This window comes from Thalassotalea sp. PS06 (assembly GCF_007197775.1).
GTDB lineage: Bacteria > Pseudomonadota > Gammaproteobacteria > Enterobacterales > Alteromonadaceae > Thalassotalea_A.
Window position 1 is genome coordinate 738,896 of the sequence record NZ_CP041638.1, and the last position, 12,145, is coordinate 751,040.

General features: G+C 44.8%; 13 protein-coding genes. 6 read left to right on the plus strand and 7 right to left on the minus strand.

Going from position 1 to position 12,145, the window contains the following annotated elements:
- Positions 1 to 47: 47 nt before the first annotated feature.
- Both folM and folX read right to left on the minus strand, forming a co-directional pair.
- Positions 48 to 770 (minus strand): dihydromonapterin reductase, encoded by a 723-nt coding sequence (gene folM / locus FNC98_RS03205; protein ID WP_143579908.1) that lies wholly within the window; start codon positions 768 to 770, stop codon positions 48 to 50.
- A 1-nt stretch (position 771) separates the two neighbouring features.
- Positions 772 to 1,134, minus strand: a complete 363-nt coding sequence (gene folX / locus FNC98_RS03210) for a dihydroneopterin triphosphate 2'-epimerase (RefSeq protein ID WP_144035436.1) — start codon at positions 1,132 to 1,134, stop codon at positions 772 to 774.
- A 230-nt stretch (positions 1,135 to 1,364) separates the two neighbouring features.
- Between folX and FNC98_RS03215 the strand changes: the two genes are divergently transcribed.
- The gene (locus FNC98_RS03215) at positions 1,365 to 2,012 is read left to right on the plus strand and encodes a GAF domain-containing protein (protein ID WP_143579909.1); all 648 of its coding nucleotides are present in this window, start codon (positions 1,365 to 1,367) and stop codon (positions 2,010 to 2,012) included.
- A 317-nt stretch (positions 2,013 to 2,329) separates the two neighbouring features.
- Here the strand turns inward: FNC98_RS03215 and FNC98_RS03220 are convergent, their stop codons facing one another.
- The 5 genes from FNC98_RS03220 to pdsR form a co-directional block, all read right to left on the minus strand.
- Positions 2,330 to 3,967 (minus strand): glycogen synthase, encoded by a 1,638-nt coding sequence (locus tag FNC98_RS03220; RefSeq protein ID WP_143579910.1) that lies wholly within the window; start codon positions 3,965 to 3,967, stop codon positions 2,330 to 2,332.
- A 115-nt stretch (positions 3,968 to 4,082) separates the two neighbouring features.
- Complete coding sequence (gene glgC, locus FNC98_RS03225; protein ID WP_143579911.1) at positions 4,083 to 5,384, minus strand: glucose-1-phosphate adenylyltransferase; 1,302 nt, start codon at positions 5,382 to 5,384, stop codon at positions 4,083 to 4,085.
- A 142-nt stretch (positions 5,385 to 5,526) separates the two neighbouring features.
- Positions 5,527 to 5,823, minus strand: a complete 297-nt coding sequence (locus tag FNC98_RS03230) for an isoamylase early set domain-containing protein (RefSeq protein ID WP_143579912.1) — start codon at positions 5,821 to 5,823, stop codon at positions 5,527 to 5,529.
- A 373-nt stretch (positions 5,824 to 6,196) separates the two neighbouring features.
- A complete protein-coding gene (pdsS, locus tag FNC98_RS03235; protein ID WP_185968047.1) occupies positions 6,197 to 8,317 on the minus strand; it encodes a proteobacterial dedicated sortase system histidine kinase in 2,121 nt (706 codons plus the stop codon).
- A 50-nt stretch (positions 8,318 to 8,367) separates the two neighbouring features.
- Positions 8,368 to 9,063 (minus strand): proteobacterial dedicated sortase system response regulator, encoded by a 696-nt coding sequence (gene pdsR, locus FNC98_RS03240; protein ID WP_143579914.1) that lies wholly within the window; start codon positions 9,061 to 9,063, stop codon positions 8,368 to 8,370.
- Between the two features lie 214 nt (positions 9,064 to 9,277).
- Between pdsR and pdsO the strand changes: the two genes are divergently transcribed.
- The 5 genes from pdsO to FNC98_RS03265 all read left to right on the plus strand — a co-directional run bounded on the left by pdsO (position 9,278) and on the right by FNC98_RS03265 (position 12,138).
- Entirely contained in the window at positions 9,278 to 10,009 is a 732-nt protein-coding gene (gene pdsO / locus FNC98_RS03245) for a sortase-associated OmpA-like protein PdsO (protein ID WP_143579915.1), read from the plus strand.
- A gap of 222 nt (positions 10,010 to 10,231) precedes the next feature.
- Positions 10,232 to 10,708, plus strand: coding sequence for a hypothetical protein (locus tag FNC98_RS03250; protein ID WP_143579916.1), 477 nt, complete (start codon positions 10,232 to 10,234; stop codon positions 10,706 to 10,708).
- 177 nt (positions 10,709 to 10,885) lie between these two features.
- Positions 10,886 to 11,236 carry a DUF6249 domain-containing protein gene (locus tag FNC98_RS03255; RefSeq protein WP_143579917.1) on the plus strand — a complete coding sequence of 117 codons (351 nt, stop codon included), beginning with the start codon at positions 10,886 to 10,888 and terminating at the stop codon, positions 11,234 to 11,236.
- A 39-nt stretch (positions 11,237 to 11,275) separates the two neighbouring features.
- Entirely contained in the window at positions 11,276 to 11,824 is a 549-nt protein-coding gene (locus FNC98_RS03260) for an RNA polymerase sigma factor (RefSeq protein ID WP_143579918.1), read from the plus strand.
- Positions 11,824 to 12,138 carry a hypothetical protein gene (locus tag FNC98_RS03265; protein WP_143579919.1) on the plus strand — a complete coding sequence of 105 codons (315 nt, stop codon included), beginning with the start codon at positions 11,824 to 11,826 and terminating at the stop codon, positions 12,136 to 12,138. Before FNC98_RS03260 ends, FNC98_RS03265 begins: the two co-directional genes overlap by 1 nt.
- Positions 12,139 to 12,145 lie beyond the last annotated feature (7 nt).

Consider the following 12,145-nt stretch of genomic DNA (forward strand, 5'->3'; position numbering starts at 1 on the left):
TCTCTTTTCAGTGGTTGATAGTGACATTTGTAGTTTATTTACCGCTGTTAAACGACGTTCCTGCCACCATCTAAGTGTAGGGTACGGCCGGTCATATAGACACTCTGCAGTAAATAGTCGACAGTGGCGATGCCTTCCTGCCATCCCGGTTCTATTTGCATCGCTGACTTTTTCAAAGTCTTCAGGCGATAGGTTTGATCGTCGTAATCGTTAAACTTAAGTAGCGCCGGTGCGATACTATTTACCTTCACATCGGGTGCAAGCAAACTGGCAAATGACAGCGTCATGTTGGCCAGAGCCGCTTTACTGGCTGCATAAGCCATATGCTTTTTGCTTCCTGTGTCTACGATGTAATCAGTCATGTGGATCAAGTCGGCACACTGGCCGAGCTCGGTTTTACTTGCCTTAAGCAGTGGTGTCAGGCGATGTGTAAGCTGATAGGGAGCCTGTACATGTACCTGCAGCATTCGAGCTAAGGTTTCAGCAGGTGGCAAATCGTTGTTGTCAGGTAACCAGTCCGAGGCGTTGTGTACTAGCGCGCGAACATTGCTGCAGTGTTTTTCGATATGAGCGGCAAAACCATGTATATCCTCATCGCTTTGAAAGTCAGCCTGAAAGCAGTTTACACCGAATTCCCGTAGCTCGTCGATTTGTGGACGATGACTACGGTAGCTGACATATACCTGGAAACCTTTTTGTTGGTAGGCTTTCGCCAAATGAAAACCGAAACGCTTGCCGGCGCCGGTTATAATCATGTTAGGAGTTGTCATGTTAGCCTGCTCGTTTGCCTGTTAGGGTAAGGGAAACTGAATCGGCGAAGCGCAGCGCATGAGGCTTTTCTACCTGCACGGTCGCGTGACTGACAATTGGCGCCTCCATAGTGATTTCCAACAAATCGGCGGTGAGTTTTTCCAACAGCTTGAAATGACCATCTTCTACGTGGGCGATCATTTTCTTGGTGATGGTTTTATAGTTTAACGCCTGAGCTTCTTCGTCGGACTCACAGGCATTGCTGGCAGGATAATAGATTTGCGCATTGATCACGATGTCCTGCTGCTTGGTGAGCTCTTCCGGATTGAAACCTATGTAGGTTCGCAATCTCAAATTAATAATGTCGATGCGTGCTTCTGTCATTTCAAAATCAGGATTCGCCGGGTTGATATTGTGCACAGTATTCATAAATTTCCCTTGTTTTTAAAATCAGTATAACAATCAGTCACTCAAAGCGACATACTATCGCTAAACTAGAGCGTTGTACGAAACGTATAGGGGGTGAAGTTCAATTTTTTGTAGCGCAATTAAAATCCTTGTGTATAATGCGTGGAAGTTTAGACGTCTAAACGTCTTTTTGTTTCGGAGTTACCATGCGCTTGTTTGATATTTTATCTGTTCTTTATGAACCTATTAATGAATTAGATAATCACGACCATTTATTAAGTTACATTCAGCCTGAGTTGAATCCTGATGGCAGTTGTCCAATTTATAAAGTGGAAGGAGATCGTTATGACCTGCGTCAATACGCAGAAGATGCAACACAGCTAAAGAATCTGGTCGATTTGTTGGCGCGTTTAAATCGTCTGGTTCGCTGGATTCACCTGCAAACCGACGTTGCCTGGTTTGGTATTTATCTGCGTCATGGCGATAAGCTGGTCAAATACGTGTATAACGGCGAGATGTCAAAAGCCGAATTTCCGATTTCTGAAGAGTATCTGCAAAAATCGATTAACACCCGGGTGATCATGGAAAAACAGCATTACTACATCCCCGATGTTGAGAACCATGATGGCCCTTATTATCGCTGCGATGCCAAGGTGAAATCCGAACTTTGTTGCCCAATTTTCGCTGCCAATGGTCAGGTGATTGGTATTTTTGATAGTGAAGATCATCGTAAACGTTTCTTCGATGACAAAATTGAATTTATCGGCCAAAAGGTGAAAAAAGCCATCGAAATTTTCTTAGAAGACCATCCGTATATTACTCAGTCGAGTAACTTTAAAGCGCAAATCGGTTAAGCTTAAACGCCCTGCATCTGCAGGGACGTTTGTCATTTGGTGACAGACTTCGTCAGGGTGACAATTCGAACTGAAGTTTTCATAGGGTGACAATTCGAACTGAAGTTCTCATAGGGTGTCAATTCGAACGGAAGTTCTCATAGGGTGACAATTCGAACTGAAGTTTTCATAGGGTGACAATTCGAACGGAAGTTCTCATAAGCTGACAGATTCGATATTAAATCCGAATCAGGGTGACAGTATTCACGTTAAGTTTAAAGCTCTTGCTTGACACCTTGACACCTTGACACCTTGACACCTTGACACCTTGACACCTTTTAGCCTCTATACAACCTCTCCAAATACGCCTTGATACTATCCTGCCATAAAAAACGTTGCTTGCTTGAAAAGGCGCGCATTTCCTTCCAGTCTTTTGGTTGCTCACTAAATACTTTCAATGCCTCAGCAAAACAGGCGATTAATGCCTGACATTGTTTGTCCACATCTTTGCCATGGAAGGTGTAACCCGACTTATTGTTGATGACGGTATCGTGCAAGCCACCGATATCATGCACCAGGCATGGTTGACCGGAGCGAAGTGCCAACATCTGGCTGATACCGCAAGGTTCAAATGAACTTGGCATCAAGAATAAATCGCCACCTTCAAATAAATACTTGGGCAGCACGTGATCATATCCATTGATGAACAGCAGGTTATTATTGCGGTGCATTGCTTGCGTCACCTGATCTTCAAGCTCGGGATCGCCGGAACCAAGAATGATCATGCGGCCATGTCTACTTGCCAAATTCTGTAACAAAATATCCAGCACATTTTCCATATCTATTGGGTGCAGCAATAACGCAACCTTCTGGCTAGTCAATCGGCCAATACTGGTAACCAGAGGGCCAGTAAATTCCTGTTCTTGCCAACTGGCAAGGCGCTGGAGGGCAACTAAATGTGCCGAATGCACGAAATGATGGCTGGCTTGCCAGCGATCAACTACCGCTGCGATTTTCTCATATACAACCTGGTCAAAATGCGATGCCGGAATTGCGGTTTCCGGTCTGGCATTTAACATTGGCGCATAATCATAGTCGCAACCATTTAAGATGCCATGTAAACGCCCCTGTTGTTCTGCCCGTTGCAAATCCAGATGCAATCCTTCTCCGCCAATAAACCCTTGTTGTGGATTCGATGGCAGAATCACTTCTTTGGCATAGGTTGGTGACACCACATGAATGGCGTCGCAATAATTGATGGCGGCTCGGGTAGGGTTAAAACAATTTGGGTATCTGGGATCGCAGACCTTAGTTTCGTCGATGATTAAGTTTGGAAACCAGGCTTTTAAGCTGGAATCATCGCCATCGAGAGGGCGAATTCCCTGCAGGGCGAGATTATGGATAGAGTAGACCGAGCGAAGCTGTTTTACCGGTTCAAACTTATCAACAAAAGCGGCTAAGGTCGGGATCAGACCGCAATGCCAATCGTGCAAATGAATGACATCAAACTGGCGTTGCCAAAAGCCGCTTAATAGTTCACAAACCGCAGCACAAAATAACGCGAACTTATTAGCATCACTGGCAAACGGACGATCGGCGCCATCGTCAACATAAATTTTGCCGCGGCCATGGCTATAAAACTGTGGGTGTTCGAGAACCCAATGGGTGACACCGGGAATTGATGTTGCGCTTGGGTCTTGAGTTAATTCAATGCGGTGCAATTCAACCAATTCGATCTGACCACGAAAGCTGACATTGATCTGACGGATCAGCGTTGATTTTTGATGTTGCGTATGGATGCCGTAACCCGGGGTAATGACATCGGCTTGCAGTCCTTGTTCGACGCTGAATTTCGGGACATCACGAATAACGTCACCAATACCACCGACCTTACCAGCGATTAACGCATCGTTTTCTGAAGCAATGTGTAATATGCTACTTGGCTTTGATTGTTGTTTTTGTTTATTGCTGCTCATTGTTATTACGCACAGGCCCAGTGAAACGGGCCTCAGTTTACGGGTAATTGATTAGGGATACCACAGGCGCTATGCCAATCACACTAAGTTGTGCACAAACTTAGTGTGATTGGTATTATTCAATCGATTCTGATTGTGCGGCCTGCACCGCTTGTTTCGCCAGATACTCAGCGATCATGTCCCGGGTTATTAATACAATGCCCTTGTCGGTAACCCGAAAGCCATTAGCTTTGTCCTGCTCGTGATCTTTACCTATCACCAGGTTTTCAGGAATTTGCACATTGCGGTCAATAATCGCTTTATGGATTTGGCAATTGCGACCGATAATAGCTCCCGGAAGTACCACACTCTCTTCGATATAACAGTATGAGCTAACCCGGACTTTATTGAATAACAGTGAACGTTTAATGGTAGAACCAGAGACGATAACCCCACCGGCAACCGTTGAGTTGATGGCGATACCGCGACGTTTATCTTCATCAAATACAAATTTTGCTGGCGCAGTTTGTTCCTGATAGGTCCAGATTGGCCAATCCTCATCATACATATTCAATTGCGGATCGAGCTCAACCAGTTCCATGTTGGCTTCCCAGAATGAATCTAAGGTACCGACATCGCGCCAGTAAGGTTGTTTCTCGTTGTCAGGATCTCTAAATGGGTAGGCGTAGACCTGATGAGATTTAATAATGCTGGGGATAATGTCGTGGCCAAAGTCGCCACTGGAATTATCCTTCTCATCATCTACCTGCAACTGTTCAAATAAAAATTCAGTATTAAATACGTAGTTACCCATTGATGCCAGGCAGTATCCCGGCTTGCCAGGGATTTCCGAGGGTTTCTCAGGCTTTTCATCAAAGCGCAGAACCTTATGGTTCTCATCTACCGTCATTACCCCAAACGCTCCGGCGGCTTCTTCAACCGGTACTTCGATACAACAAACCGTCATATCCGCGCCCTGGGCTACGTGCTTAGCGATTAACGGACCATAGTCCATTCGATAAACGTGATCACCGGATAAGATCATTACATATTTGGGCAATTCATGGCGGATAATGTCGATATTCTGAAATACCGCATTGGCGGTGCCTCGGTACCATTCGTCACCGTAACGCTGTGATGCCGGTAATATTTCCACTGATTCCCCTAGTTCTTTTTTAAAGTGACTCCAGGCGCGATTAATATGCCGGATCAGTGAGTGCGACTTATATTGAGTCGCAATACCCACCCGACGAATACCAGAGTTAATACAGTTAGATAGTGGGAAATCGATGATACGGAATTTACCACCAAAAAATACCGCGGGCTTGGCACGCCATTGCGTTAACTCGTGAAGTCTGGAGCCGCGGCCTCCGGCAAGAACTAAGGCGTAGGTGTCCCGGGTTAGGTTAGAGATGTGACGATTGGTTTTATTCGGCATTTATTTATTCCTGTGCGCAATTCCTTGTTAGAGCGCTCAGACAAATACAGCATCACTTTGAATGAGGCGAGCCTCGAAAGGCTGGGACTTAATATACCAATCAGCTAAAAAGCTGATTGGTATTACTGCAGATTAGCATTGATTATGCGTGGGTTACAACGACGCTGTTGTCACTGCCAAATTCATTGGGTAAGTAGGAATCAGCGGCATAATCATTTTCCCACTCGGATTCGTTAAGTAAATAACGGAAGTGGAAGCTTTGATCTTTAGGCAGGCGCACTTTGGTTCTGAAGGCATTCGCTTTTTTACTAAACTTCATTGCGACCGGCTGCCAGTCAGTGAACTCACCAACTAAGGCCACGGAAGTGACGTCGGGGCGAGCGAACTCAAAAGTGACTTCTGTTTCATCTTTAGTTTTAAAAAAACGCTTGGTTAACATTACTAGCTCCTTGGACGAGTATGCCATTCCTGTTAATAAATTAAACGAATTGGCATTATTGTTATGTTATTAATTTCCCCTGGAATGGTCGGATCACTGCGTTTTTGCTCGACTATCTGGCATAAAACTGTGCAATATTCCTTGGCTTTGCACAATGTTAAAGCAAAGTACTCGCAAATCCGCCGGAATTTTCAGGTTCACAAAAAATTGTGCAAGAAACATTCCCGAGTGGGGCAAACAGTGCTCTGACCTTTCAACCAAAAACGGCCATGGTCTTCCATTGAGAAACAATAACTTTAGCGGAGAAAATGTGATTTAGCACATTCAGCATAGAAAGATGAGGTGTCGTTTTGATGGTGCTTTTATGGTTATTTTATGGCGAATTTGTGACCGGAAGCTCAACCACAAAACAAACGCCGCTGCCGTCTTCAAGATTATGGGCATTAATGCTGCCTCGGTGATGATCGACAATCAGGCGGCTGATGTACAGGCCGATACCCAGGTGTGAGGTGTCATTGTTGACGCCACGCAAGGAAACCATGGCATCAAAAATATTCTGACTCATATCCTCTGGCAAACTAGAGCCAAAGTTAGTGACGCGGATTCTGGCAATTCTCTTATCAAGCTCCAGGTCGATAACGATGGGCTCGTTAGCAGCACTAAAGTCCACGGCATTAGATACTAGTTTATCGAGCAACTGCGCCAGATGATCATCACTACCGGTTATGTTCACCGGCTGTTCATGGATATTCACGGTAAAAGCGTGGTTTGGATAAATTTGCTGATAACCATAACTGCAACCTTGAACTAATTTGGCTAAATCGAAGGTGATTAATTCGCACGACTGCAATGCTTGCTCTAGCTGTGTGGCTTCGCTCATGGTTTGTAGCATGGTATTTAAGCGCTCAATTCCCTGATGGGCGCGGGTCAGATAGCGCTGTTGGGTATCACTGGTGGCATGATGATTTAAATTCTCCAGTGATGATCGCACCAATGCCACCGGCGTTTTCAGCTCGTGGGACAAACGCGATGACATGGTTTGTAAGTAGTTATTGTATTGGCCAAGTTGACTGAGAATATTGGCAAAACTTCGTGATAAGTCACCGATTTCATCTTTGGCAGGCAGGCGCGATAACGGCTGAATAATCCGGCCTTGTTCATCCACCACAGCTTCTGTGGCATTGCGTAGGCGGCGAATTCTCAATGAGATGCGCAACGCGTAAAACAATAACGCGGCAACGGAAATGTAGATCATCAACGAAGTGATCACGACGCCCTCGATGGCGCTGTTGCGAATATCGCGGATACCATGGGTGGTCTCTTCGACAATTACTGCGCCTTTAACCTGGTTGTCTACATAAATAGGATGGGCGGCCGATAGTATTACTGCTTTATTGTCTTTGGTGGTCCACCACATACTCGCAGGGCTACCCGCAAGTGCCTGGTCAACATGGGCTTGTTTATTTTCGCGAAATTCAAATTTCTCGCTGGTAAAGTCACTACTAGGTTTGGTGAGAATGAAATAGTAAAAAGGCGCCATAATCCAGGATTTCATGGTTTCCAGCCAGGAAAGCTCCTGGCGGATATAGAGGCTAGAATCAAAAACACCGCGGGCGGTATGGATATTACCGTGCTGAGTTAAAGGGCGCTGGTGTTGGTCAATCACCAGAATACTCGATTGACTGCGGCCCATGCCTTTGATGATGCGTTCGATATCCGGTGACGGTACCGTGAAAGTACCTAGCTGTTCACTGCTTTTGGTATCTGCAGAACCTATGGTGATTTTCGGCAGGTGCTGACCATCGTAATCGGTAATAGCAAATGCTACCTTTTCACCGAGCAGTTTTTCCGGAATTCTTAGCTCAATTACATAGCCGGTATCGTTCGCTTTCCAGTGTCCCTGAATATTACTTTGCGGTTGTGGAAAACGCTGATTTTCCCCCGGCGCGGGCAAGCGATAACCATTTACCCAGCCGTTTTCATAACTGCTAACCACGTAACGCTGCAATACCTGATTCTGATCTAAGGTGGCAATTTCCAGATAATCATTGTTGGTTACGCTCAGCTGGTTCTTGCGGCGAAACATAAGCTGATCGTCAGTTACCTGAAAATAGGCATAGACAAAGTCTTGGTATCGGCCTATTTGCGAACTAAAGCTCACGGTTACCTGTTCCGCGTTATATTCACTGTCAATCTGGTGCTGATAATCGTAACTGTTAATTCTTCGGGTTTCATAGAACCAGTCCGAAAGGTCGCCATCTAAGCGAATCGGGCGGGCGATTTTACCCGGCAGAAAATCCTTACCGGTTTCCAATTGCTTTTTAAAAGAAGCCTGTTGGTTAAACAGGTTTGGGCGTTCATGTAAGGCGGTGGCCAGCGCTCTTGCGGTACCCATCAAGGTTTGTTCCTGGCCTTTTCTGAGAAAAGTTTCCATATCCCAGATGTAGTAGTAGCCAATAAACGGGATAGCCAGTAATAAACTGGCTACCAGCATTAGCTTACTCCACAGGTTTAATCGCAGTTTCCGCCACATGAGTCGTTTATTTACTCCACGTCATGCCAACGGTAGCCCATGCCATAAACCGTATCGATGCAATCAAATGCAGGATCGACCGCCATAAACTTTTTACGGATGCGTTTGATATGGGCGGTTACGGTATTATCGTCGACGACGATTTTGGCATCATCCATCAACTGTTGTTTGGATTTCACATGTCCTGGATTTTTCGCCAATGCATGTACCATCCAAAATTCGGTTATCGTAGTTTTTACCAGTTGGTCTTGCCAGTGCAGGGTTAATCTGTCGAGATTGACACTGAGGTCGCCACGAGCAAATTCCTGGTCCGCTTGCTGCGGTTGCGTTAACCGGGATAAATAATTCAAGGTGGCATGGATGCGGGCGCTGAGGTTATCAAAGCTCATGGTTTTGCTGACAAAGTCATTGGCTCCCAAACGCAAGCCACTTATTTGGTCGGCGTCGCTGTCGCGCGCCGTTAAAAAGATAATCGGTAAGACTTTCGATTTATTGCGTAGCCACTGACACAATTCAAAGCCACCATCGAATTGATCATGAAGACCAATATCCAAAATCGCTAAATGCGGAAGGGCGAGCTCGAATGCCGACATTGCCGAATCTTTGCAGGCATAAGTCTGCACGCTAAAGCCCTGTTGTCTGAGTGCTTCCGCGTAGTTTTCACGGATACCTTCATCATCTTCTACAATTGCAATTCGCTTACTCATAGTCTTATTTTTGTTGCGCTGGTTTATGGTTAATATACCGTTCATAGATCTGAAAAACACAGATCAGGGTGACAAATCACAATTCGTCATAATTAATCGCTCACCCATCACTTTTTAACAGCTTTTAAGTCAAACTCCCAGTGTTTAATAACTCCATATCCTACTTAACGGTAGCGATTAACAAAGTGATTACAAACACACAATAGGGGTTACCATGACACTTACTCAATTTAAAACACTTACCTTTAGTCTCTTTATTGCCGCTTTAGTTGCACAACCATTGCAGGCACGGGCAAATACTGAAACCGAACCTTCGCAAGACCTATCCAAAGAGCAGGCCATCGGCATTAGCAGTGGTGCTGTGATCGGTGCAATCTTCGGTGGTCCTCCTGGGGCATTTATTGTCGCTATCGTTGGTGACCTGATTGCCAAAAACATGATGATGGATGACGAGCTGGAAACCGCAAAACTGGCATTGAATACCACAACATTATCCTATCAAGACAAGCTGGCCAGACTCGAGCAAGAGCATCGCCAGGAATTAGTCGCTGCACAATTACAGCATCGTCAGGTGATGGTAGAGCAGGCAGAAAATTTCTTAATGAGCCTGATGTTTGCAAAGGGTTCGAGCGAGGTTGCCGAACAATACCATCCGCAAATCGTCGCAATGGCCAGCTTATTAAAACAGAACCCGGAAATTGCCATCAACCTCTCCGGCTATACCGATGCATTAGGTACTAAAGACAATAATCTGACGCTGGCGAAAAACCGCGTATCGGCAGTAAAACAACTGCTGGTAGAGCAGGGCGTTAGTGAAATTCAAATTCATAGTGAAGCCATTGGCGAGGTCGCATTAAAGGAGGAAGAAAAAGTGGTCCCCAACTCCTTTGACCGCCGCGTGGTCATGCAATTAACTTCAACAAATACGGAGGTAGCAAAAAACTAAATTACATCTCTCAAACATTGGTTAACGTTACGTCAGGCGCCTTTGGGCGCCTTTTTTTATATTGAAGGTACTCTCTTCTCAAAAGCGTTTATTTAGATAAATGTAACCAAATGATTTTATTTGAAAAACACTGTTACACTTTGCCGCTGTAATCGATTGTCAAATTTCCTCAGTACATTATAACTAAATAGGAAAGGTCATTTATTTAGCAAGGATTTAACGATGAAGAACAAAGTACGGAACGTTTTAGCATGGCTACCTGCCGCATTGGTGATGACGAGCATAGCGATGTCAGCGAAAGCATCTGAAAAGGGCGATGAGCAGACGCTTGAGCCGGTAGTTGATAACAGTTGCGGTATCATTTCCGTGTACCGTCAGCCTCCGGAGGCGAAAAATATTTACCCGGTGAACATTAATAAAATTGATAACTTTGTGGTGCCTGATAAAAGTGCGCAGTTTCAGTTGAGCCCGGGCACTCACAAGATCAAGTTAATTGAATTAATCAGCGACTCTTATTTCACCAGACGTCGTGGCGATATGAAAAACTTTAAGGATTTCGAAATCGTCATTGAGCCAAACAAGAAGTATTATCTTGGCGCCAAATATGTTCGTAAGAACCGTTCAAAGCTTAAAACCGGTGAATACTGGGAGCCAATTGTCTGGAAAACGACGGACATGGATTGCTCTATGAAGAGTTAGGGAAAAGCTAAATTAACGCTTTGTATATTAGGTAGAAAAACTCGTTCGATTCCAATCGAACGAGTTTTTTACTTTAGCTTTTATAAAAAATTTTTAATTAATTTAAATTTTTTGCATCCAAATTCATCGCTACCGCTCTCTTACTATTAACTACTTTATTTATTGAGGGAAAAAAACATGCAAGACGGTATTATTGTTGGAATCATATTTTTTAGTTTTGCGGCGGTCGCATTTTCATTTTTATATTTTGCCTATCGCAACAAAATGGCTTTACAAGAAACCATTCGCCTGGCCATGGAAAAAGGCCAGAACCTGTCGCCAGAAAGTATCGAACAGATATTACAAAGCCAGGCGGCGCCACAGAAGGATTTTAAACGCGGCATCTTATTGGTAAGCCTCGCCGTGGCAATCGGTCTGTTCGGTATGCTTGAAGGGTTTGATACCACCATTATTGGCTTGAGCCTTTTCCCATTGGCCTTAGGTGCCGGTTACCTGTTAGTTTGGAAATTCGATCAGCAAGCGTCATAATTTCTCTATGGGTCGTAATTTCAGGGCAGTGACATTGACATGCTAAAAGACTGGTTGCAGCAATTTCGCCGTCAGGGTGATAGTCAGTCGTTCGCTCAGGTTGTCAGCCAGTGCCAGACACAATTACAAGGTTATTGCCGACGTCTTACTGCCGGCGATTTCGATATGGCCGATGACATTGCCCAGGAAACCTTGATAAGTGTTTACCAGCAGTTTGGTCAGTTACAGAATCTCGATGCATTTAAGTCCTGGTTATACCGAATTGCCTATCGACACTTTTTGCGACTTCAGCAAACGGAAAAACGCTGGCAATGCCTTGAAGAAGATGAACTTGAAGTGCTTTTACAAGGAGAGCAAGTCGGTGACAGCAATAACCCTTGCCTTGATGAGCGTTACATTATGCAATTAATGGCATTATTGAACAGTGAAGAAAGGGCCGTCATCACTTTGAATCATACCTTGGGCTATTCCCAGCCACAGATTGCCGCATTATTAGATATGCCACTGGGAACGGTAAAATCCCATGGCAAACGTGGTAAAGATAAGCTCATCGCTTTTTCCCTGCGTCAACAACGAGGAGCGGCTTGATGAATCCTTCACCTGACAACTTATTACAGCAATTACAGCGTGATTTTGTTGCCGATTCGCCTGTACAAAGACAAGCGTTTTTGCAGCGAGCATCAGCCAGTTATCAAAGCCGAGTTAAACAGCGGTTCTGGGTGCTCACCATATGTACCTTGATTGCTATTTTTGCATTGCTTATATCTTTTCCATTTTCTGCAATGTTTGATTTAGCACACGCAATTACCAGTAAGGAATTTTCGATTTCGACCATTGTTTTGGTGTCGTTACCAGCGCTGGTTTGTGCCTATGTACTGGTATTGATTGAAGGGACGCGTTAGCAATTCC

Excerpts from the sequence above, each read along its gene's own strand:
- FNC98_RS03230 (WP_143579912.1), bottom strand. The coding sequence starts at position 5,823 with ATGTTAACCAAGCGTTTTTTTAAAACTAAAGATGAAACAGAAGTCACT.
- folM (WP_143579908.1), bottom strand. The coding sequence starts at position 770 with ATGACAACTCCTAACATGATTATAACCGGCGCCGGCAAGCGTTTCGGT.
- FNC98_RS03255 (WP_143579917.1), top strand. The coding sequence starts at position 10,886 with ATGCAAGACGGTATTATTGTTGGAATCATATTTTTTAGTTTTGCGGCG.
- FNC98_RS03215 (WP_143579909.1), top strand. The coding sequence starts at position 1,365 with ATGCGCTTGTTTGATATTTTATCTGTTCTTTATGAACCTATTAATGAA.
- FNC98_RS03265 (WP_143579919.1), top strand. The coding sequence starts at position 11,824 with ATGAATCCTTCACCTGACAACTTATTACAGCAATTACAGCGTGATTTT.
- FNC98_RS03250 (WP_143579916.1), top strand. The coding sequence starts at position 10,232 with ATGAAGAACAAAGTACGGAACGTTTTAGCATGGCTACCTGCCGCATTG.
- pdsS (WP_185968047.1), bottom strand. The coding sequence starts at position 8,317 with ATGCTGGTAGCCAGTTTATTACTGGCTATCCCGTTTATTGGCTACTAC.
- pdsO (WP_143579915.1), top strand. The coding sequence starts at position 9,278 with ATGACACTTACTCAATTTAAAACACTTACCTTTAGTCTCTTTATTGCC.
- folX (WP_144035436.1), bottom strand. The coding sequence starts at position 1,134 with ATGACAGAAGCACGCATCGACATTATTAATTTGAGATTGCGAACCTAC.
- FNC98_RS03220 (WP_143579910.1), bottom strand. The coding sequence starts at position 3,967 with ATGAGCAGCAATAAACAAAAACAACAATCAAAGCCAAGTAGCATATTA.
- pdsR (WP_143579914.1), bottom strand. The coding sequence starts at position 9,063 with ATGAGTAAGCGAATTGCAATTGTAGAAGATGATGAAGGTATCCGTGAA.
- FNC98_RS03260 (WP_143579918.1), top strand. The coding sequence starts at position 11,276 with ATGCTAAAAGACTGGTTGCAGCAATTTCGCCGTCAGGGTGATAGTCAG.
- glgC (WP_143579911.1), bottom strand. The coding sequence starts at position 5,384 with ATGCCGAATAAAACCAATCGTCACATCTCTAACCTAACCCGGGACACC.